Origin of the sequence: Candidatus Magnetobacterium casense (assembly GCF_000714715.1) — a bacterium.
Classification (GTDB): Bacteria; Nitrospirota; Thermodesulfovibrionia; order Thermodesulfovibrionales; family Magnetobacteriaceae; genus Magnetobacterium; species Magnetobacterium casense.
The window spans coordinates 1-21,638 of the sequence record NZ_JMFO01000033.1 but is presented as its reverse complement, the minus strand read 5'-3'; the positions used below and the strand labels follow the sequence as shown (position 1 = coordinate 21,638).

Here is a 21,638-nt window from a genome sequence, read left to right as displayed (position 1 = left end):
CCCCCTTGACCCCATTATTTCACACTTTAGTATACTGTTTTATGCCCCTCTTTTTACCCGTTTTTTTGATTTTTCGGCATACATCAGATTATCTGCCTTGGCAATGAGTTCGTCAAGGTCCATCGGGTTTTCGTGGGAATATTTGATGACCCCAACGCTGACAGACAGGCTAAAGGGGGCATTACTTTCATTGTTAAAGGTATCAATATTGTCCTGCAGTCGTGCCCGTATGACGCTCTCATCAACTATTTCCATGTCAGAGACAAGCACAATGAACTCATCGCCCCCGGTTCGTCCGATGACGTCAGACTCCCTGAAGGTTTCCCGCATTATGTGTGCCACCTCTACAAGTGCCCTGTCGCCAGCCTTGTGTCCGTAGTTGTCGTTTATCGTCTTCATGCCATCAAGGTCTAAAAAGAAGAGAAGCATGGAGCGCTGATAACGGTTGGCCAGCCTGATCTGTTGTGCAGCAAGTGTATAAAACCCGCGTCTGTTGTACAAACGGGTCAGCTCATCCATGATTGACTGCGTATGGAGCTTCTCTCTGAGTTCAACACTTTCCGTGATATCGGTGTAGATGCAAATGATACTCGATAGACCTTCTTTTCTGGGTTGTTGGCCGGGAAATACGTTGTGACGTCCCCTGGCGTTGAGGCTGAGGGTCTTGGTGCTGCCATCTTTGGTCTTTATGTGGAGTTGGTCGTTTTTAATATCGCCTTTTAAGAGTCTGTCCTTAAAGTCCTCAAAAGTGCCATCGGCAGAGACAGGCAATATATTCTGCCAGTTATTTGACAGTATAAAGTCCTCCTTGTCATAGCCGGTAATAGCCTTTATGTAGTCATTGGCCAGTATCGGTACCCCACCTGTGGAGAATTCAACAACGATTGCCGGCAACAGCGTTACAAGTTCGCGGTAATTGGCCTCGGAGCGTTTGAGGGCATCCTCAGCCAGAGAGCGCAGGTAATAGGCCTCACTCAGTGTTACAGCATTGACAATTGTACTTCGGATGAGTTCTGCCGATAAGCGGTTTTTGTTGAGATAGTCGCGCACCCCTTTTTTCATGGCGGTTACGGCCAGTTCCTCATCACCCAGACCGGTAAGCAGGATCATGCTGCTATGGCTACCGGCAGATTTTACGTGATCTATCAGCTCCAGTCCGCTGTGTGCCCCCAGTCGGTAGTCTATTAACAGGACATCATACCTCTGCTGCTGAAGGACTGCAATCGCCTCTTCAAACTCACCTACACAGTCTATGACAGAGGTCTTACCGGCCAAACCCTCTAATATATAATCCTTGATAAGTAGCCTGTCTTCCTCGTCGTCGTCCACTATCAGTATCTTAAAACCCCTATCCGACATAATTGCCCCTGGGTAGCTCTACTGCATTAAGCCAGTAAGAACCTATGAGTTTTACAGTGTCGAGCAACCTGGAAAAACTATCCGGCTTCTTTATATAGGAGTTTGCCCCGATACTGTAACAAAAATCGATGTCCTCATCTGCCCCCGATGTTGTCATAACGACAACCGGTATGCTTAACAAGAGCGGGTTGGACTTGATCTGTCGCAGGACATCACGGCCATCCACGGCAGGCATATTCAGGTCCAGGATGATCAGGTCAGGCCTGTGCTCCTCCGATATATATTTCATCACTGCCTCGCCATCCCGTACCCAGATGACATGGTGCGTGATGTTGGTCTCCGCTATGGCCTCAGAAAACAGCAGATAATCATCCTCGTCGTCCTCTACCAAGAGTATGGTGTATGGTCCGTCTCTCATAAAAATAAACACTCGGCTATCATTATGACATTTATGATAACATTTTTTCAGCCATCAAGGCAAACCAAAAAATCCTGAAGTTGTTCAAATAAAAAAAACCGTCAATAGCGTTATTTTTACAGTGGTAAGATTAAGAGCATTAATTACGTGTACGTGGTCAAGGGGATAGGTCCAGCCCTCCCTATTCTTTTTCTTCACATTCTATACACCCACCGTTTGCGTTTATTACATAAATGGTGTACAATTATTTATGCGGATGCTAAACGTTTCACTCATTTTTGGGGTGATAGTGTTAGGGTTTTATATTCTCTTCATAGGGAAGGTGTTTTTTGTCCCCCTTGTTATTGGCATAGTGGTCTGGTATCTTATCAACACGCTTGCCGGGGAGTATGCAAAGCTCAAACTCGGTAAATACGTCATGCCACGGTGGAGTGCGTTTACCCTGTCGTTTGTTACAATGGCAATGATTATATGGTTTTTCGTTGCCCTTGTCAACAGCAACACCGATGCCGTGGTGGCTGCCGCGCCGCATTATCAGGCCAAATTGCAAAACATGATACAGTATGCCTACAATAAACTCCACCTCACAGGAACTCCCAGCATAGAAAGCATGTTCGCCTCCCTGAGTGTAAGCGAACTGCTATCGTCCGTTGCGCATATGCTGACAAACGTGGCCGGTAACATGGGCATGATCATTGTCTATGTGTTGCTGCTCTTGCTGGAGGCACACACCTTTGACAGTAAGCTCAAGGTGCTGGTGCAGGAGAAGTCGCAATATGAAAACATCAGGGCCGTCATACATAACATCAATCAGGACATCAGGACGTACATAAAGATAAAGAGCGTGATCAGTCTGCTTACCGGCGTGCTTACGTATGTCGTCTTAATCATTGTGGGTGTTGACTTTGCCGTATTTTGGGCACTCATCACCTTTCTCTTTACATACATACCGACCGTTGGGGCCGTGATAACAGTGCTCTTCCCTGCACTGTTGGCCTTGGTGCAGTTTGACACCGTATATCCATTTTTGATTGTTACAGGTCTCCTGGTGGGGATTCATCTGTTTGTTGGTAACGTCCTGGAGCCAAAGATGATGGGAAAATCCCTCAACCTCAGTCCGCTTGTCATTATCATCTCCCTGGCCGTCTGGGGGCATATCTGGGGCATTACGGGGATGTTCCTGTGTGTACCCATAATGGTGATAGCAAGCATTATAATGTCCAAGTTCCCTTCCACTCGCCCTATAGTTATAATGCTATCTGAAGATGGCAAGATCAAGTAACCCTGCATCAAGAAAAGAAAGGGGCGGCTCCGCTTCTTTTTCGCTCCAGGTCGCACCTGGCCCCTTCAGAACCCCCTGCAAGGGGAGGGGCGAGGCGCCCCGACCACGAAGAAGTCCCCTTGACCCCATTATTTCACGCTCAATTATCATGCCTGAAAAAATCTGTGTCATTTCAGTATATAGTGCTAAACTATAGCTGAAATGGTATAATATGTCTGTATGAATTACCGTTATAGGTAAAAGAATAAATCTGACACAATAGGAGGAATTTAAATGCAGGATGTAATTGCAAAAGGGATATTGTTAGGCTGTTACGTTATAACGGTCAAGGGTAAGGACGCAATAAATGGCATGACGGCGAGCTGGGTATCTCAGGTATCGTTTGAGCCCAAGATGCTGATGGTTTCCATTGCGCCGGAGAGGTATACCAATGAGTTGATCCGTGAATCGGGCTACTTTGCGGTAAACGTCCTCTCCGAGGAACAGATAGAGCTTGCCAAGCACTACGGATTTAAGAGTGGCCGGGATGCCGATAAGTTTGCCAATGTAGGCTACTTTGACGCCCCCAATGGTTCACCGGTGCTTAACAGCGCCATGGCCTATATTGAATGTAAGACGGTCAGCATATTTAAGGCGGGTGACCACGAACTGTTTGTGGGCGAAGCCGTTGCCGCAAAGATGCTAAAGTCCGACAAGCAGCCTCTGCCATTTAGGTGGAATGATTATTTTTAACAAATCAACTGACAGCAAAGGATACAATAGCTTATGGACATTAAATGGACGAATGACCTGTCGGTAGGGGTTGACTCAATAGACAATCAGCACAAGGAGTTGATTGCAATTATCAACAACCTGCTCAAGGCCATTAACAGGGGTGATGGCAAGGATGAGATTCAAAAGGTGGTAAACTTTCTTAAACAGTACGTTGAGACTCACTTTACTATGGAAGAGACCTTGATGAAGCGCATAAAATACCCCAAAGACAAGTATCTGGAACATGAGAAACAACATACGGATTTCTGGGAGACATATAACGAACTGATAGGCGAATTTAAGAAGAATCCTGCTTCACCGTTTATGGCGACCAAGATGAAGAATGTCCTTGTTGGATGGTTTACAAATCACGTGAACAAGACTGATAAGGCCATAGGGGTATTTGTCAGAAAACAATGAAGTTGATTTGCTTTTCACAGATTTTAATGTAGCATGAGAGGATACAACGACTTATGGTGGATATTAAGTGGACAGATGACCTGTCTGTAGGGGTTACCTCAATAGACGATCAACACAAGGAGTTGATTGCAACGATCAACAACCTGCTCAAGGCCATTGAGAGCAAAGATGCCAAAGATGGGGTACAGAAGGTGGTAGATTTTCTCAGGCAGTATGTTGAGACTCACTTTGCGATGGAAGAGACCTTGATGACACGCATAAAATACCCCGACGACAAGTTCCTGGAGCATGAGGCACAACACACGCTGTTTTGGGAGGGCTTTAACGAACTGGTAGAGGTGTTTAAGAAGGACCATAGTTCACCGGCCATGATCAACACTATAGAGAGAGCCCTTGTTCAGTGGTTTGTAGATCACATATGCAAGACAGATAAAGCCATAGGGGTATTTCTCAAGAGACGATAAGGATTGACAACGTCTGTAATTATGTCAGCACGGGGGGTGACGCCCCCATTTTTTACCGTGAGCGTTTTATTTACTATGACGGCTTATGTTAAGATCAACCTGACCAAATTAATAAATATTTTAAGGAGCGGGTGCAATGGAAATAGTAACTCCATTTAGTCAGCAAGATCAATGCCTCAGACGTGGGCAGTGTTGCAGGATGGGCAGTGCGACGCTGCACGTGGCCGACGCTGAACTGATCATCAATTCAACGGTCAAGTACAGTGACCTTTTTACCATCAGGGAGGGGGAACTGGTCTATAATAACCTTGATGACGAGTTCATCACGATCGATTACGAGCTTATAAAGATAAACGAAAAGGAGGGGTCTCGCACCTGTTCTTTTTTCGTAGAGGATGGGAGTGTCTGCACTATCTACGAGCATCGTCCTGCGCAATGCAAGGCATACGAGTGCTGGAACACCGAGGGCTTTGCCAACACCTTCAACGAGGAAAAGCTCACGCGTGAGCATCTCATGGCAGGTAACAACTCCCTGCTCGACATAATCAGAACCCACGAGGACCGTTGCTCCTATGCCAGGCTGGCAGAGTTGGTTGGTATGATCCGCGATGGCAAGGACGTTGTAGCAGAGGTCTTTGAGGCCCTGAGTTATGATGATGCCCTGAGAGCCCTCATGAGGGAGAAGTTGGGCATTGATGCCAGTTACATGCCCCTGATGCTTGGGCGTCCGCTGGTGGATACAATCATCATGTTTGGCTACAAGGTCGAAAAAGACCAGGACGGAAACAATTGCCTTATGGTTCTGTAGGAGACAGATAACCGGTATTGCGTGTTTATAAGGAGATGAAAGATTGGTTGGTTCTGCCACTCGTATGCTTTACAGTATAAGGATGAGGGCACAGGCCAACCAGCTCCACATATCAGGTGCCGAGGATATCTGTAACGAAGACGCCCTCCACCAGCAGGCCGCCGACTTGGTCATGCGCGCACTGACACACTCACGTGGCAAGCCGGATGGCATCACGATCAACGTAGACCGCCTCGAAGTCCCTCCACATATGATATCGTCGCTACCGGTTGTTACCTGCGTGGTGGAGGACGCAGACCAAGCACAGTACACACTGCGGAGATTGCTCCAGGCCACGGGGCTTGCCGATGGGATAATCACACAGGCCCTGCACCTGATACGCTGCAACAAACCTGTACCTGGTGCACGTATCCTTGATGCACGAAGCGGGAAACGCCTGGAGCCTGACCCTCACAGGGGGATACGGGTATCACGCCTGGGTATCACTCAACAGGCCAGGGAGCAACTTATAGCATACCTGCAGGCTGACGGCAATATCTCAGGGCTGTGGCCAAGGGTTATAGAGGCGGTTGTGCTGGCCTCAAAGGTTGTCTCTGACAGGGCGGTTGTGGCAGAGCTGTGTATCCCGGACAATCCCGACTACACGACTGGTTATGTTGCCTCGGAGAGGTTTGGGTATGTACGCATTGCCCACATCAAGCACATGGGAGACAACGTCGGGGGCAGGGTGTTTTTCGTCAAACCGGAGTTGGCTATGGATGAAGGGCTGTTAAGGGAGTTTGTTCATTACATGGAGAGAATGCCCGTGATGGTGGACTCTATCTTCGCATATGGAGGCATAAGGAGATTGGGTGAGATTGTCGGCGCGACCCCTTGACCCCATCAAAGTACTGAGTCTTTTGTCTTTAGGTTCATCCATATCTGCTATAAGAGGCCTTTACGTACTGGCAGTGGCGGTGCTGGTTGCCGTCTGCACTTCAGATTCCAGTAAGCCCACGAGCGTCGGTCAAAGATACCAGGGGGGGCATTGTCCAGCACTTGTCGGAACTCCTCTTGTCCAACGATACCCTCAATGGCCACCAAGTCCTCAACCGTACCGTAGGTCATGACGTGAGCTATAAAATGCACCGGATCAGATAGTGTCTCCTCCGGTTCCTTGAACCAGACAACACGACGTGCCACGTTCAGAAGTGCCGGCGTAACAGGCAAAGTCTTCATGGTATGTATCCGTTGTCATCCGCCCTTTTGGCATACGGCGTAAGCACGGCAATACGGGTCGGCTCAACGGCTTCAACGGCGGCGCTTAGACGCCAGCGCACATCGGCAGGTAAGGCTGGCACATCGTCAAAAAAACTGAGGGCCTTTAATGCAATCATAGGATTGAAGCTACGCCCATAGACAATACGGCCCGCAGCAAGCGCACTGGGCAAGTCAATGCCGTGTCGTAACAGTGCGTCAATATCGATATAATCCTTGACTTCTGCCCGTTGCTGCACCACGGCTACCTTTGTCCCTGCAATGTCCAGCAATGAGGCTACATAAATCGTGTGTCCTTCAGCCTGCTCGCGTGCAGCCGCCTGACCAAGGCCAAGCCCGCCAAAGAAGGAAACCAAGACAGGGCCGTCACGCTCGATACGGCATTTCAGGGTATCGGGTGCAACTTGCAATCGCTCTGCACCCTTAAGGTAAGGGATGGTTTGTGCAAGTTGGTTGGGATCAAAGGATTGGTTGGAAAAAAAATCAAAATCAACAGAGGTGCGGTGTCCAAGACGCAAGGCAAGCGCCGTTCCGCCGTAGAGCGTGAAGTGTTCCGGTGTGGCGTCAAGTTCCGGCCACAGACGCAACTGTGTCGACGGTAGTATGGTCAGATTTGGCTTGAAAGGCATATCCTGTTATTATGCCACATCAATAGGGGAAATTGGTATAGCACCTGAGACACACGGTAGCACTCCATTAAATGTGATCACATTGCTCAAGCACGGTAACAAAGCCATATATGTAGTGGATGAAAGTGGCTTAAACATTGGCAACCACGATTGTTTGTGTTGCTGTACTCTGTATAATTTATCACAGGCAGAGTGCTAATAAGCGATATGGTATTTTCAGGCGGAAAAGCAACATAACACCATTTTTGCCCTGTTCGTCACTGCTACTATATTACACATTGTCCCCTAAGTTTCCCACATGTCTAAATTGTCTTCCGACCATATTAGTTTCTCTTCAATATCAGGACTAATATTTTTAATCTTTTGCATAAAATAATCATACTTTTCTTTGTTCTGCGCTATGCGTGCCAATCTTATAGATAATATTATTATAAATATATTATTTTCAAGTAATGGATCGTATGGAACTGACAACCCATTTATCGCAATTTCACTCCGCTTACTATCATCAGCATTTTTTGCCCACTCGTGATATACTTTCTTCTTCAGACCAACTAAATGCTCATCACTATTGGGGATATTCCTTAATTGGTAGAGTGCAGATTCCCATTCTTTGTTAGCTATACATATTTCTATTTGAATTGGTAGCCTATAGAGCCTACGCATAAACTACAAAGTCGTTATCTATCAAAGGCTTCAATGCGATAAAATCATAATTGATTTGTAAGCAGGTTTCTAAAAAGAGTAATTTTGTTAATAAAAAAACTATTTTCTAAATAAAAAAAGCAAAATATCTAAAAAGTAAAGGCATCATTACAAAATTGCTCGCCAACATGTTATACTATCTAAGGTAAAAAAACTTAAAAGGAAGGACAAGCAATATGCAAACATTTTTGCAATCTAACGGTATACAAATTCCATTATTTTTTATGCAGCATGAAGATGACAAGATACTACTCAACGCTCCTGATGCAGAGTGGTTTAGGATATTATATTATCTAAATTGGTCTGATTATCAAGCGGTAGGAGCCGAATATTACGATAAATTATATGAGTTTAACAAAACAAGGCCAGACAGGTGTAATTCTGAGGCAAAAAAAGACGAAATGGAAACTAAGGATGAAGCAAAGATGCGCATACTATTCGGCAGGAGCACAATGCAAGACGCCAACGAGCAAAAATCGGGTATATTATACAATGGAAAAATAATTGACCTTAAACCGCCTAAAATATCACCTGAAGAAATATCACCAGGTGTTGTTCCTCATCGTCTTGGAGGAAAGACACCAAAGTGCTTTTTTTCAATGTTTAAGAGTTTCATAGGGACAATACTTATGGGTTTTCCTGGTGAACCTGACAAAGTGCATTTACTACTTACTAGCAATCCAAGTTTTGCACGTGTTTGTGGCTTTTGTACAAAAGACGAGTATGATCCATACGACAGCAGACATATTCCAAGCATCAGAAAACTTGAGCAGTTTGATCAAATAATGAGAGTATATATGATATGGGACAAGATAAAGATAGAGGAGGTAAAACGCAACATAAAAACAGGAGCAATAAAGGAAGAAAACGAATTAGTAGGAGATACAACGCACTATTATGCGTGTTCTGGATTTGAAACAGTACACTATACTGATGATAACGGCAAGGAGCATAAAAAGTCACAATCCAAACTCACAAAGAACTGTAGATGCGAGGAGCGGGATACTTGTGAGCACCAATGGGAACTTGCGGATGATGGTGCTGGTACGATAGTAAAATCGAGCCACACAATGCATTGGGGACATAAAGCCAGTGCTATAGGGCTTCCACAGCAAGGAATACCGTTAGATGCTGTAGCAATCTCAGATGCATCCACCCATGACGGAGAAACATTGTACCCTCATGTAGAGAAACTGTTCAACGACCATCCAGAGATTAAGCCTTGGATAGATACAATTATATATGATAGTGCATGTGATAGTAAGCCACTAAAAGATAAGTTTCAAGCAGACTTTGACATAGAACTGAAGACATCTTTTAATCCAAGAAGGAAAAAGGATGTCACTGAAGGCTTACCTCCTGGTATGGAAAAAATCACACCATATGGAGTACCTATCTGTATTGCAGGGTATGAGATGGAATATAAAGGCATCAGATATGATGCTGGAAAGTTTATCTACCAAGCCCCAACTGATGATAACAACATTACAGTGTGCTTGCCATGTGAGCATAAGATAAATTGCTGTCCTAATTCTAATACAGGAAGAACCATAAATATTTCGTTTGATGTGTTACCACAAATAAACCCTGACGACCCACCTATGGCTAAAAGATTTAAGGCTATACTGAGCAGACGCACCTCGATAGAACGAATAATCAAGCGACTTAAGTGTGATTTAGGCGATGATCGATTGAGCAAGCGAGGGAATGAATCTTTCCAAGCCTATTTGGATAAAACGATGATAGCGTTTCATTTGCTGTTACGAAACTAAAATGAGACTTTTTTATGAGTAGAAAATATGAAATAGGATATACTTGTCCGTTTTATGCACTTTTATCTGATTTTTGATATAAAACTGTTGAAAAAGTTTTTTTAATAGTGCAATATCGAAAAAGGGGGAGGTGTTATTCTTATGACGAAAGTGAAAATTTGAGTTTATGCGTAGGCTCTATAGATGTAGCGCAGTCTTAAAAGGGTTTACGATCTTCAGGCTGCCGTTGATGATTTGGTTGTCTTGCATGTCTTCCGTATATAAGGTGCAGCAGTCAAGTTCAAAGGCAGAGGCAATTATTAAACTGTCCCAATAGGCATATTTATAGAGTTTCTTTATTTGTAACGCCTGCTTTATAGTCACCTCGGTTATTTGAAAGAAGTTGAATGCTTCAAGAATTTCATCTGTAAGATCAACAATATCATCTACATGAAGGAGATTTTTAGAAAAACATACATTGATCAATTCACCAACAACTTGAGAACTTATATAGATTTCTGTACTTGATAAAAAGATATCCATTGCCTTTTGCTTCTTTTCTTGATGGTTACTGATGTAGTAGACGATAATATTGGTATCTACAAATACTTTATCGCTCATGAATCTCATTTCTGTTGAGTTTATAATCATCAGGCAACGTTACATTGTAATGTTTATATATACGGTTGAGTATATCCTGTCGTTTACCAGGATTTTTTATGGCTGTAACCTTCTTTTCTTTTTCCGTCTCTGTGACTATTTTCATTGACTTCTACCTCCAGTGTTTAAGCTCAAGACTATCTTAAGTTATTATAGCAGATTTACCCTGAAAATACTCCTGCGGCAAGAGACCATGCCGTGTATAGAGCATGTGTAACTCTCTTAAATCCCTTGACCCCATAAAAATGCCACGCACTATAAGATACCTCTACGTACGGGCAGTGGCGGTACTGGTTGCCGTCCGCACTTCAGATTCCAGTAGGCCCACGAGCGTCGATCAAAGATACCAGGGGGGGCATTGTCCAGCACTTGTCGGAACTCCTCTTGTCCAACGATACCCTCGATGGCCACCAAGTCCTCAACCGTGCCGTAGGTCATGACGTGAGCTATAAAATGCACCGGATCAGATAGTGCCTCCTCCGGTTCCTTGAACCAGACAACACGACGGGCCACGTTCAGAAGTGTCGGCGTAACAGGCAAAGTCTTCATGGTGTGTATCCGTTGTCATCCGCCCTTTTGACATACGGCATAAGCACGGCAATACGGGTCGGCTCAACGGCTTCAACGGCGGCCCTACTTTATGCCGACGATGGTGATACCAGCAGCGGTGGCATCCTTGACCATGCTTGCCTTGTCGAGCATGAGGGAGTGTTCGGCCTCAAGGGCTAGGACTCGTGCCTTGGCCTCTATCATGGTTCTGATGGTTTGCATACCCGCAGCGGGGTAGTCAAATCGCTTATCCTGAGCCGGTTTGCTAACCTTTATAACCACCGCACCATCCCCGGCCAATGTCCCTGCCCTGAGTATGGCGCTGTCGGTGCCCTCGATTGCCTCTACGGCGATAACCGCAGCATCCTTGACAATTACGGTCTGGCCGATGTCAAGTCTTCCGATCTCCTTGGCGATCCTAAAGCCAAACTCTATGTCTTTTTCCTCCTGCTTTGAGGGGCCTTTCTTGGTCAATACACCGCGGGGGGTTATGAGATTTGTCGTGAAATCGGTCACGTTACGCATGTTGATCCCCTCTTTGACGAACTCTTCGGTTACGGCAAGGAGAATGGAGTCATCGCTTTTGTCCTTGAGCTTCATCATCAGCCCGACGGTTTTGAGGTCGGGGACGATCTTGCTTTTGTATACGAGGGTCTTGGGCACCTTGCCCCCCATGACGGCCTCTGTTATGTTGGCCTTTTTAAATGCCCCGATGATCGAACCCAACTTGCCCACGCTTATTGCCATGAAGTCATCGACGTGGTCCTTGAGACCCTCATCGCACAGAGGTGCGAGGCCGATGGCAAAGACTCGGAAGCCCTGCTGATGCGCCTCCCTGGCAATGGCCACGGGCAACTCGCCCTGACCCGCTATCAGGCCCAGTGTCCTGGTTATGTTTGCCGACATATGCCCCTCTTGTTTTTTGATATAAAATCGAGCAACATCTTTATTTCCGTTGTCATTTCCATTTCATCTTCCAGTTTTTTGAGTGCCTCTGTCAGTGTCAGTTTATCCCGGAACAGTATCTTGTAGGCATCCTTCAGACGCTGGATCGTGTCATCGGAGAAGCCGTTTCTCTTGAGACCTATGAGGTTAAGTCCAAAAAGCCTTGCCCTTGGTCCGGAGGCTATCGTAAAGGGCGGAACGTCTTGTCCCACACCGCTGAAGCCACCAACCATAGCATATGCCCCTATTCTTGTAAACTGGTGTATGGCCACCACGCCACCGATTACTGCATTGTCCTGGATTTCAACGTGTCCGGCCAAGGTGGCCGCATTGGCCATCACTATGTTGTTTCCCAACTTACAGTCGTGTGCCACATGCACGTAGGCCATAATAAAGTTGCCATTTCCTATTTCGGTGACGCCATCGCCGTGGATTGACGCCCTGTGGATTGTTGCATACTCTCTGATGATGTTGTCATTACCGATCCGGACAGAGGTTTGTCTGCCGTCGTATTTCATATCCTGCGGTGGAAAGCCGATACTTGTAAAGGGGTGTACGGTGCAGTTGTAGCCGATCTCCAAGATTCCTTCGAGTATAACGTTGGAGAGCAACCTGGTGCCTTTGGCAATCTTGCAGCCGCTGCCAATTATGCAGTATGGACCTATTTCAGTATCTTCGTCGATTTCCACATCATCGGCAATAATGGCCGTTGGATGAATTTTTGGTTGCATTTTATGTTACTCCCGCTGTGCGACCATAGCGGTGAATTCGGCTTCGGATGCAACGGCCTCTTCCACCATGGCCTTGCCTGTAAATCTCCATACGTTACCCCGCTTGTGTGCGACCTTTATGTCAAGTATCAACTGATCACCGGGGACAACGGGTCGTCTGAATTTGGCCTTTTCTATGCTCATGAAATAGACGGTGTTACCCTTAATGCCGGACTGAAACGCCAGTATGCCGGACAGTTGCGCCAATGCCTCCACTATGAGAACCCCCGGCATAACAGGATTGTCAGGGAAATGGCCCTGGAAGAAGGGTTCATTTATCGTTACGTTTTTTATCCCTCGTGCGCTCTCTCCAGTTACTATTTCTATGACACGGTCTACCATCAGGAAAGGATATCTGTGAGGCAGAGTGGTTTTTATGCCTAATATGTCTATCATTGTTTAGTCCTCCCTTTTTTTGTCAACAATAGTTTGTTTTTCGAGTTGTTGCAATCTTTCATGTATTTCAGGCAGTCGTTTAAATAACGCATAGGAGCGTTTAAATTGCATATGTGGCATGGCAGGGGAGCCCATATAGGCACCTTTATTGATCTTTCCCATGGCACCGGCCTGGGCGCCGAGCTGTGTCCCTGATTCAATGGTTGTATGGTCTGCCACCCCTACCTGTCCGGCAAGCACCACGTAGTCGCCAAGTCGGCTGCTACCGGCTATGCCGGTCTGGGCTATGATCAGACTGTGTTTTCCTATTGTAACGTTGTGGGCTATCTGTACCATATTGTCTATTTTTGTACCGGCGCCGATTAGTGTGACACCACTGGTTGCCCTGTCGATGGTGGTATTGGCGCCTATTTCGACGTCGTCTTCCACCACGACCCTTCCTACCTGTGGGACCTTGATGTGTTTTCCTCCATCAAGTTCGTATCCAAAGCCATCGGAGCCTACCACCGCACCGGGTTGTATGATTACCCTATCCCCTATGCGGCAGTCTTTACCGATGGTCACGTTTGGGTATAGTATGCAATGGTAGCCAATTTCGGCATTGTCGCCGATGTACACACCCGGGTAGAGCGTTGTACAATCCCCAATTGTTGCGCCATCAGCAATATAGGCACCGGGGTAGACCGTCACATTGTTGGCCGATATACGCACGCTATCAGCCACATATGCCCCGTTCATTATCCCCCGGGGGGTGAAAGGTTTGACGTAAAACAGCGTCAGGAGCCTGGCAAATGCCAGCGACGGTCTGTCAACAATCACCTGTGCCTTATCAACTTCCGGCAGTTCCTCCTTTACAAGCACGGCAGTGGCACTACAGGCCAGGAGAGCATTCAGCGGTGTATTGCCTTTGTATAGAGTTATGTATCCTTCTGTTGCCTCTGCTATGCCTGCAACTCCGGTGATCTCTCTCCGGGCATCATCAGCATCCCCGGCATCCCTCCCCCCGCCCCTAAGTTTGCCGCCAAGGAAGCTGGTTATCTCTGCTAAGTTCATCTTGCTCGTTGTTTATTTCTGTGTAATTGATACATCAATGTCTTTGAATAAAAAAATCTCCCGTCAGTTTGCTTCCTTGATTTACGTTGGGTTACTTTTTCTTACCCAATTCGTTGTACTTTTTGATGACCTTATCTGTGACATCGACTCCTTCGTTAGAATAAAGCAGGACGTTGTTATCCATTATGGCTGCATATCCTTCCTCTTTGCCGACGGTGGCGATTACGTCCTTGATGTCCTTAAAGACATCTTTGGTGAGTTCGCCTTCTTTTTTTCTTATATCTTCCTGGGCGTCGGAGGCCATGCGTTTGAGGTCTCGCATCATGGACTGGAGTTCATCCTGTTTCTTTTTCTTGGCGTCTTCGGAGAGGGCGGTTCCTTTTTTTTCTATTTCATCTTTGAGTTTTTCTATGGCCTTTTCCTTTTCGTCTATTTTGGCCTGATGTGATTTAATAAAGGTTTCGAGGCTTGTTTTTGCCTTTTTGCCTGGTTCGGAGTCACTTAGTATCTTTTGCAGGTCCACCGAGCCGATCTTTGTCCCCTGCTGTGCCATCACTGTGCCATTGAAAAACACCAACATCACTACCGCTATCAAAGCGGTTAAAACCCTGTTCATATATCCTCCTGATTGTTTTTATTGAGACTCATGCTATTAAAAAGCTGCATGTTCATTTTAAAAGAAGCTGCCAAAGGAGAACTCTATTCTCCCGCTGGATTCGCCTGGCTTTTTGTGTAAGTTGTGGCCATACTCTATGCGAATGGGGCCAAATGGTGATATCCATCTGAAACCTCCCCCGGATGTGTACCTGAATTCGGAAAACTCTATCCCGCTTTCAAAGGACGAACCGGTATCAAAGAACACCACACCCTTGAGCTTTATCTCGGAGACGATGGGGAAGATGAATTCACTGTTAAAGATCAACTGGCTGGTGCCGCCGATAAAGGTATCTTCTTCGTCTACGGGGCCGGCTTCGCCAAAGGCAAGCCCTCTGATTGTGCTTATACCGCCAACGTAAAACCTCTCATAGATGGGCAGCTTTTTGCCATAAACTCCGGAGCCATACCCATACCTACCACGAAAAGACAACGTGGTTGGACCAAAGAACGGGAAGAACCACAGGGAGTCTACCCCCGTGCGTAAAAACGCATTTGAGCCGCCCAAGCCGGCAAACGTTACGTAGATGGAATTGCGTGAACCCTCCGAGGGGTCGTTGTAGTTATCGCGAGTATCTCTGGTCAGGGTTGGCGTTATGCTGCTTGTTGTAGCCTTACCTGTCTGTTCTCTGACTATCTTGGGGGCATCATCATCGACATCAAAGACGTTGACGTCCTCAAACCTGTACATGACGCCAAGGTCGTAGTACTCGGCAAACCTCTTACCGACGCCAAGGGCTGTACCGGAGGCCCGTCTGCTGTACTTTATATATTCGCGCTCAAGCCTGTATATGCTTGCGGCTGCACTTATGGGTTTGTCAAACAGCCACGGTTCCTTATAGGTTATCTCATACAATGAGGATACGCCACCAAGCTCGGCGCTTATCTTGAGGTACTGACCGGAGCCAAAGACGTTGGCCTGCGTCAGTTGCACCATTCCGATCAGTCTGTCAACAGAGCTGTATCCGCCGCCAAAGCTGACAAACGCTGTGGACTTCTCCTTGACCTTTACGTCTATGTCTACTATATCCGTGTCGGGTTGCGGGCGGGGAACAAACTCCACGGACTCAAAGAAATCAAGGTTGTTTACGTTCTGATAGCTTCTCTTGAGCTTCTTGCTGTTAAATATGTCTCCCTCATCGAGGGTCACCTCACGTCTGATCACCTTGTCTCTGGTCTTCGTGTTGCCGAATGCTTCGAGCCTGCCTATCTTGTATATCTTGCCTTCCTCTACCTTGAGGTATACGCTGACCGTTTTGGTGGCGTCATCGGGCACCACCTCCGGCGTTATTGTTACGGTTGCGTAGCCACGCTCGGAGTAGTATCCTGACACCGCAGTGATGTTATTGGAGAGGGTCTTTTTACTGAACGCCTCGCCTGATTTTATGGTTATCAGCTTCTTTATATCCTCATCGGAAAAGGCATGGTAGCCGTCTATCTCTACCTTTGAGACGTTGTATCTGTCGCCCTCCTCTATGTCAAAGGCTACTGTAATTGCAGGCTTTGCCTCGTCCACGATCACACGCGGCTCACTCACCTTGACCTTGACGTAGCCGTTGTCGTGATAGAGGTCGCTTATCGCCTTGATGTCATCCTCCAGGGCATCCTTTTTTACGTACCCGGAGCTGGTAAAAAACGAAAATATCCACCACGTGGACGTCTTTATCGCCTTTTTTATCTTGCCGTCGGAGATGTTCTTATTGCCCGTAAACTGTAACGTCTTGATCTTTATCTTTTTTCCTTCCTTGATCCTGAGGGTCAGGCTGACCTCGTCATCTTTGATGTAGTTGAGGATTGGCAGTATTTCGCTCAGATAATATCCCTCGCCATCATAGAAAGTCTTTAGCTTTTCGGCGTTGTCCTGGATCAGGGCAGTGTCTGCAATGGAACCTTTAACAATGGTTATCTTTTCCTTGAGCTTGTCGTCCTTGAACTCTTTATTGCCGTCAAAATTTATCCGAACGATAGTGGGTTTTTCCTTCACTATGTATACGACCTTAATACCACCCTCATAGAACTCTGTTTCGACCTTCACGTCATCGAAGTAACCCAGCTTGTAAATGGTCCGTATATCCTCATCGATCCTGTCCCGAGACAGGGGTTGATTTAATTTCTGAGAGAGTCTGGCCTTAACCGCCCCTTCCTCCATGCGCTTTATGCCGACAATCTCAACTGCCTTAACCAGTGGCTCTGTGCCCTGAGCTATATCCGATGCCTTGGGCAACTCTTGTGCATAAAGATTACAGGTAGCAAAGGCCACTAACAGCAGCACAAACACTATTGCATCTCTTAACTCTTTCAATGACAATCACCCGACCCTTATAAGTTTTTTACGCATTATAACTGTACAAAAAACTATACAGTATTTCTTTTATCTATGTCAACACCCCTCAATTGCTACGCATAAAAAAATATACGCAACTTAATGTGGTAGATTTCGACTGGATTAAATACAAAATCCGTGACATTAGACAGTGTAAGGGACATGCTTAACCTTGTGTCATGGCCATGCCGGCAAATGGTGCGGTGACAGTGACTACAAACGTGAAGTCGTTGACGTAGACGATCACCTCCCCGCCGGATGTGGTGCCGTTGCCATAAAAGACAATTGGCCGGTTCAGGCTTGCAAATGCCGTGGGTATGGGGGTTTTCTCATTGTTTACGAGCATCACGCCATCAACCGTCCGCACGTAACTGTCAAACCCTGTTGCAAAGCTCTCCCGCTGCACAGTGAGCATCAACACCAACACCTTTTCTGCCTCCAGGGAGGCCATATATCGCTGATACGTCCTGAGTGTCACGGGCAACGCCACGGAAAACAACATCGATATGATAAATATTACGATCAGCAGCTCAATGATCGTCAGACCTCCCTGATTGCGAAGTTTCATGGCTTGATATTGCCCGCGCTCATCACGGTCAGGGGCAAAAATCTTACGGTAAAGACCTTTGAGGTATATGTAGGCATCCCCGGTTGTAAATAGTTCACGTTTGTCAAGCGTGCGTATGAACTATGAGCTTTAATTGAGTCTAAGTTGATTTAATCCTGTTATCCAAAGATAATGGCTTTGACTTACGGATGACTCCCTTGTCATCGTCAAGGAATGTTATGCTTTCATAGTAATCCTCAAGACGAATAAAAGTACCTATTTTTTCAACCCATTTTTTCAAATTCGAGTTGCAAGTTTTTTCCCATGCCATGATTTCAATTCCCCAACCTTTCTTGTGCATTCTTTCCAAATCGGCATGAAAGCCTACCCCGTCGTGAAAACCATGACCATCCCCCGTCAACATTACAACTATTCCCGGGGTTCCATTATAGTCAATAGCTTTCCTGAGCATATGAACTTGGATGGCCTGATCTACAGCTTGCTCTTTATTTGAACCTGAACCTCTTTCAAATAGTTCAATCTCTACTCCGGATTGTTCCATTTTATTCCAGACTTGACGCAATTCGGGAGGAACGGAACCGACTGCTATTGCATACTCTATTTCACGCCCGGCTCTTGCAAGTTCCAAAATATTCTTAAACTGTAGCCTGAATTGATAATATGCATCTTCGCCATCTATTTCAGATGCTAACATTTTTCCACTTATAAAAATATTGGAGTTATCCCAAAAAATGAAAACTTTCTTCATATTTTTATGCTAACGGGATCATCAAGACTTTGTCAAGAGAAGTTTTTTCACCGTGAGGCACCGGGCGTTGTTTCTATAAATTTCAGACGAGACAATTGCGCACTATAGACACAGATATAATTGTATGGTTACAATATAGTCAAAGCACGTACAAGAAAACAAGGAGGCATACGATGAAAAAACGGACTATTGTACAGGTGTTGTGCTCGGACTATGTCTAAGACTGCCATTGTGTATCGGCTCTTGCTTGTTGCCCTCTTGCCGGTTGTGGGGCTGACCATATATGTAACTGGCCAGAGGTATGATCCGGGCCTGATGGACTTCAAGTCTGCGAGGTCTTTGGGCGAGGGAGGAGCCATAAACTTTCCCCGTGAGGCGGCGGGATTTCAGCTCAGGGGCTTGGTGCGCACCTTCAACAAGGACAACCTCTTCGAGTACGTGAATGGTCATGCCGAGTACCTCATCAACAACGGTTTTGTTGCCCTGTACGTTGCCGAGTATGTGGCAACCGGGATTGCAGAGGGACACTCCCCCGATGTGGTGCCCGATGTGGTGATTGATGTCTACGTGATGGGTAAACTCGAACACGCCTTCGGGGTGCTGATGGACAGCGCCCCCTCCGACAACAATGAGGTACAGGTCGGTCTGATGGGGTATAAGACCGAAAATGGGGTGAGCTTCTTTGCCGGCTCCTACTACGTCCACGTCACGACATTTAAGGAACAGTCAGAGGTCGTAAGCCTTGCCGGGGCCATACACGATGCCCTCGGTGTAAGGGCCGGGACGTTTTCGCTGTTTGACAGGCTACCCGATATCGGAAAGGTCGTTTCAACCCGCTATTTTAAGGAAAACTATCGTGGAATAGACTTCATCCACAATGTCATAGAGCGTCGGTATGAAATAGACGGCACGGAGGTCCAGGTAGCGCTGGTTACCGGCGGGAAGGACGTTGTTGACAGTCTTGTTTCAGCCTTTATGGCATACTTTGAAAAATCCGGCGTCACATATGGCAAGTCAGAAGTCGCCGGAGTAATCTGTTACAAAATAGTGGACAAGTACGAGGGCGATTGGTTTTTGATCCCCTCCGGCGATGCCCTGTTTGGCGTATACGGAGCCGTCAGCGACGAACTAGCAGCCAAGGTTATCGCAAAGATGAAGAATTGACGGACTGCCTTTGCCCTGTGTCACATCCCACTTCAAGAGAGGGCCATCATTATGTTATGATAAACCTATGAATATGAAGGTGCTGTTGATAAAGCCTCCGTATACGAGGCTGAAGGGGGTTGGACAGGCTCCGTACTTTCCGCTTGGACTGGGATATGTCTCTGCCGTGTTGAATCGGGATGGTTTTAACGCCTGTATATATCACGCCGAAACCCCGCACCCGGGAGAAAAGACCGCCCTTACGGATGCCGATATTGGTTTTGATTTCAGATCACGGAGCTATCGCAGGTATCGTCAGAGCCTCGGCGACGATGACCACTACATCTGGCAAGAGGTCACACGGACGCTGGAGGGATTTCAGCCGGATGTTGTTGGGATATCCGTGCTCTCTGTTGAGGCTGCCTCGGCATTTAAGTTAAGCCGGCTCGTAAAGGGCTACAGCAGGCAGTGTGCGGTCGTCTGGGGTGGTGTGCATCCGAGTTTCCTGCCCGATGACTGTCTGAAAAACCCAGAGGTTGACTTCGCAGTAAGGGGTGAGGGGGAGTATGTGATGCTTGAGCTGTGTCGGTTACTCCGTCGGGGTACGGCCACACCTGCGGCATTGTCTGAGATAGGTGGGCTGTCTTTTAAGGACAATGGTCGGGTAATTCACAATCCCGCCCCTGCAACTTCAGCAAACCTCGATGCCCTCCCGTTTCCGGACCGCCACAACGTCCTCTACAGGCAGAACATCGATTTTAAGTCGCTGGGCAGCATGATCGTCTCACGCGGATGTCCGTTTCGCTGTACGTTCTGTTCATCCAGGAACTTCTGGGACAAGAAGGTTCGTCTGCGTAGCCCTGAAAACGTTATCAGTGAGATCACCTTCCTGCAAAACACCTATGGAACACGCCACATTATGTTCTGGGATGACTCCTTCACAATAAACCGTAAGGTCATAGAGAGGTACTGTCGAAGCATTATAGATAGTGGTCTGAAGATAAGCTGGAAGACCGCCACGCGCGCAGACCTCATCGACGAAGAACTCCTTGATCTGATGCAAAGGGCCGGATGTGTCAAACTGGAAATAGGTGTGGAAAGCGGCAGCGAACGGATCAAAAAGATGATCAACAAGGATGTCAGCAACAGTGATATCCTGCGTGCATTTGCCCTGTTGCGTAAAAAGGGCATCGGCTCAGGGGCATTCTTTATGGCCGGTTTTCCGGAGGAGACCCTCGGTGACCTGCAGGAGACTTTTGACTTTATGCGCCAGTTGAATGCCGACGAACTGGCCTTTAACATCTTTGACCCCATGCCCGGAAGCAGTGAGTACGACAAGTGCATTGAGCTGGGCCTTATCTCCGGCACCCCGGACTGGAACGATTTTCCGCTGTGGCCTGATGCCTATTTCGTCAAAGACATAGACTGGCAGCAGTTTGATCAACGGGTTGAAGAGATCGCCATGTGGCTGTATGCCTACAACAACAGCCTGACCGTGCGCCTCAGAAGAAGCAGGCAACACCTCCTGTTTTTGCTCAAAAACGACCCGGCTATGCTCTTAAAAAAGACATTTGGATACCTCATACGCAGACTCAAGGTGCATCGCACAAAGACTAACACGCGTTGAGAACCGTTTCAGCAGAAGACAATTTAAATAGAGCCTCTTGCAAAAAGAAATCAAAAATCCCTACAAATATCTACTCTCTCATCTTTAATGAGGTCTAAATTTTATTCACTCACATAAAAATCTCCAAATCTTCTATTTTATCGGACATAATTGCCAATTTGTTCTGATTTTAGACGCATTTCTCCCTCATAATGCTAAAACAACCTTTTTTTAGGTATCTTTTATCGTTTAGGTTATCAGTTTTAACATTTGATCGGCAAATAAGACAACAATTCCGATCATCAAGTGCATCTTTACTTTCATGCTTCCCCTTACCAAAACATTATTTCCACCAAATTCGGTCTTCAATCTACCAT

The 21,638-nt window shown here is 46.6% G+C and carries 25 protein-coding genes; 9 read left to right on the top strand and 16 right to left on the bottom strand.

What is annotated here, in order from left to right; all coding sequences use genetic code 11:
* Positions 1 to 39: 39 nt before the first annotated feature.
* On the bottom strand, positions 40 to 1,359 hold the full coding sequence (locus tag Mcas_RS17065; RefSeq protein WP_052567484.1) for a diguanylate cyclase: 1,320 nt from the start codon (positions 1,357 to 1,359) through the stop codon (positions 40 to 42).
* Complete coding sequence (locus Mcas_RS13605) at positions 1,349 to 1,777, bottom strand: response regulator (protein WP_040336101.1); 429 nt, start codon at positions 1,775 to 1,777, stop codon at positions 1,349 to 1,351. The genes Mcas_RS17065 and Mcas_RS13605 overlap by 11 nt, the downstream gene beginning before the upstream one ends.
* A gap of 250 nt (positions 1,778 to 2,027) precedes the next feature.
* Here Mcas_RS13605 and Mcas_RS13600 point away from each other — a divergent pair, with 250 nt between their 5' ends.
* From Mcas_RS13600 to Mcas_RS13575, 6 genes are all read left to right on the top strand, one after another.
* A complete protein-coding gene (locus Mcas_RS13600) occupies positions 2,028 to 3,059 on the top strand; it encodes an AI-2E family transporter (RefSeq protein WP_040336100.1) in 1,032 nt (343 codons plus the stop codon).
* A gap of 273 nt (positions 3,060 to 3,332) precedes the next feature.
* Complete coding sequence (locus Mcas_RS13595; protein ID WP_156033385.1) at positions 3,333 to 3,791, top strand: flavin reductase family protein; 459 nt, start codon at positions 3,333 to 3,335, stop codon at positions 3,789 to 3,791.
* A 33-nt stretch (positions 3,792 to 3,824) separates the two neighbouring features.
* Positions 3,825 to 4,232, top strand: a complete 408-nt coding sequence (locus Mcas_RS13590) for a bacteriohemerythrin (RefSeq protein ID WP_040336099.1) — start codon at positions 3,825 to 3,827, stop codon at positions 4,230 to 4,232.
* 53 nt (positions 4,233 to 4,285) lie between these two features.
* On the top strand, positions 4,286 to 4,696 hold the full coding sequence (locus Mcas_RS13585; protein WP_052567482.1) for a bacteriohemerythrin: 411 nt from the start codon (positions 4,286 to 4,288) through the stop codon (positions 4,694 to 4,696).
* 136 nt (positions 4,697 to 4,832) lie between these two features.
* Positions 4,833 to 5,504, top strand: a complete 672-nt coding sequence (locus Mcas_RS17060) for a YkgJ family cysteine cluster protein (RefSeq protein WP_081853882.1) — start codon at positions 4,833 to 4,835, stop codon at positions 5,502 to 5,504.
* Positions 5,505 to 5,568: 64 nt separating this feature from the next.
* Complete coding sequence (locus tag Mcas_RS13575; protein WP_052567480.1) at positions 5,569 to 6,381, top strand: 6-carboxyhexanoate--CoA ligase; 813 nt, start codon at positions 5,569 to 5,571, stop codon at positions 6,379 to 6,381.
* A gap of 47 nt (positions 6,382 to 6,428) precedes the next feature.
* On the opposite strand, the gene Mcas_RS13570 is transcribed toward Mcas_RS13575, so the two are convergent.
* From Mcas_RS13570 to Mcas_RS13560, 3 genes are all read right to left on the bottom strand, one after another.
* Entirely contained in the window at positions 6,429 to 6,722 is a 294-nt protein-coding gene (locus Mcas_RS13570; RefSeq protein ID WP_040336098.1) for a hypothetical protein, read from the bottom strand.
* Positions 6,719 to 7,390 carry a nucleotidyl transferase AbiEii/AbiGii toxin family protein gene (locus Mcas_RS13565; protein WP_040336097.1) on the bottom strand — a complete coding sequence of 224 codons (672 nt, stop codon included), beginning with the start codon at positions 7,388 to 7,390 and terminating at the stop codon, positions 6,719 to 6,721. The genes Mcas_RS13570 and Mcas_RS13565 overlap by 4 nt, the downstream gene beginning before the upstream one ends.
* Positions 7,391 to 7,675: 285 nt before the next feature.
* Positions 7,676 to 8,056, bottom strand: coding sequence for a hypothetical protein (locus Mcas_RS13560; RefSeq protein ID WP_040336096.1), 381 nt, complete (start codon positions 8,054 to 8,056; stop codon positions 7,676 to 7,678).
* 215 nt (positions 8,057 to 8,271) lie between these two features.
* Here Mcas_RS13560 and Mcas_RS13555 point away from each other — a divergent pair, with 215 nt between their 5' ends.
* Positions 8,272 to 9,867, top strand: coding sequence for a transposase (locus Mcas_RS13555; protein ID WP_040336095.1), 1,596 nt, complete (start codon positions 8,272 to 8,274; stop codon positions 9,865 to 9,867).
* A gap of 177 nt (positions 9,868 to 10,044) precedes the next feature.
* Here the strand turns inward: Mcas_RS13555 and Mcas_RS13550 are convergent, their stop codons facing one another.
* The 11 genes from Mcas_RS13550 to Mcas_RS13505 all read right to left on the bottom strand — a co-directional run bounded on the left by Mcas_RS13550 (position 10,045) and on the right by Mcas_RS13505 (position 18,512).
* Positions 10,045 to 10,467, bottom strand: coding sequence for a PIN domain-containing protein (locus Mcas_RS13550; protein WP_040336094.1), 423 nt, complete (start codon positions 10,465 to 10,467; stop codon positions 10,045 to 10,047).
* Positions 10,457 to 10,612, bottom strand: coding sequence for a hypothetical protein (locus Mcas_RS18330; protein ID WP_156033384.1), 156 nt, complete (start codon positions 10,610 to 10,612; stop codon positions 10,457 to 10,459). The genes Mcas_RS13550 and Mcas_RS18330 overlap by 11 nt, the downstream gene beginning before the upstream one ends.
* A 149-nt stretch (positions 10,613 to 10,761) precedes the next feature.
* Positions 10,762 to 11,055, bottom strand: coding sequence for a hypothetical protein (locus Mcas_RS13545; protein WP_040336093.1), 294 nt, complete (start codon positions 11,053 to 11,055; stop codon positions 10,762 to 10,764).
* 84 nt (positions 11,056 to 11,139) lie between these two features.
* Positions 11,140 to 11,961 carry an LpxI family protein gene (locus Mcas_RS13540; protein WP_040336092.1) on the bottom strand — a complete coding sequence of 274 codons (822 nt, stop codon included), beginning with the start codon at positions 11,959 to 11,961 and terminating at the stop codon, positions 11,140 to 11,142.
* Positions 11,946 to 12,731, bottom strand: coding sequence for an acyl-ACP--UDP-N-acetylglucosamine O-acyltransferase (gene lpxA / locus Mcas_RS13535; RefSeq protein ID WP_040336091.1), 786 nt, complete (start codon positions 12,729 to 12,731; stop codon positions 11,946 to 11,948). Before lpxA ends, Mcas_RS13540 begins: the two co-directional genes overlap by 16 nt.
* A 6-nt stretch (positions 12,732 to 12,737) precedes the next feature.
* The gene (gene fabZ, locus Mcas_RS13530) at positions 12,738 to 13,166 is read right to left on the bottom strand and encodes a 3-hydroxyacyl-ACP dehydratase FabZ (protein ID WP_040336090.1); all 429 of its coding nucleotides are present in this window, start codon (positions 13,164 to 13,166) and stop codon (positions 12,738 to 12,740) included.
* A gap of 3 nt (positions 13,167 to 13,169) precedes the next feature.
* Positions 13,170 to 14,219 (bottom strand): UDP-3-O-(3-hydroxymyristoyl)glucosamine N-acyltransferase, encoded by a 1,050-nt coding sequence (gene lpxD, locus Mcas_RS13525; protein ID WP_040336089.1) that lies wholly within the window; start codon positions 14,217 to 14,219, stop codon positions 13,170 to 13,172.
* A 91-nt stretch (positions 14,220 to 14,310) separates the two neighbouring features.
* The gene (locus Mcas_RS13520; protein ID WP_040336088.1) at positions 14,311 to 14,835 is read right to left on the bottom strand and encodes an OmpH/Skp family outer membrane protein; all 525 of its coding nucleotides are present in this window, start codon (positions 14,833 to 14,835) and stop codon (positions 14,311 to 14,313) included.
* A 57-nt stretch (positions 14,836 to 14,892) separates the two neighbouring features.
* Positions 14,893 to 17,175 carry an outer membrane protein assembly factor BamA gene (gene bamA, locus Mcas_RS13515; protein WP_156033383.1) on the bottom strand — a complete coding sequence of 761 codons (2,283 nt, stop codon included), beginning with the start codon at positions 17,173 to 17,175 and terminating at the stop codon, positions 14,893 to 14,895.
* Positions 17,176 to 17,362: 187 nt separating this feature from the next.
* Positions 17,363 to 17,764 carry a type II secretion system protein gene (locus tag Mcas_RS13510; RefSeq protein WP_040336086.1) on the bottom strand — a complete coding sequence of 134 codons (402 nt, stop codon included), beginning with the start codon at positions 17,762 to 17,764 and terminating at the stop codon, positions 17,363 to 17,365.
* A 139-nt stretch (positions 17,765 to 17,903) separates the two neighbouring features.
* Positions 17,904 to 18,512: an NYN domain-containing protein gene (locus Mcas_RS13505; RefSeq protein WP_040336085.1), complete on the bottom strand. Its 609-nt coding sequence runs from the start codon at positions 18,510 to 18,512 to the stop codon at positions 17,904 to 17,906.
* A 213-nt stretch (positions 18,513 to 18,725) separates the two neighbouring features.
* Between Mcas_RS13505 and Mcas_RS13500 the strand changes: the two genes are divergently transcribed.
* The gene (locus Mcas_RS13500) at positions 18,726 to 19,676 is read left to right on the top strand and encodes a DUF6599 family protein (protein WP_040336084.1); all 951 of its coding nucleotides are present in this window, start codon (positions 18,726 to 18,728) and stop codon (positions 19,674 to 19,676) included.
* 67 nt (positions 19,677 to 19,743) lie between these two features.
* The gene (locus Mcas_RS13495) at positions 19,744 to 21,282 is read left to right on the top strand and encodes a B12-binding domain-containing radical SAM protein (RefSeq protein WP_081853880.1); all 1,539 of its coding nucleotides are present in this window, start codon (positions 19,744 to 19,746) and stop codon (positions 21,280 to 21,282) included.
* Positions 21,283 to 21,638 lie beyond the last annotated feature (356 nt).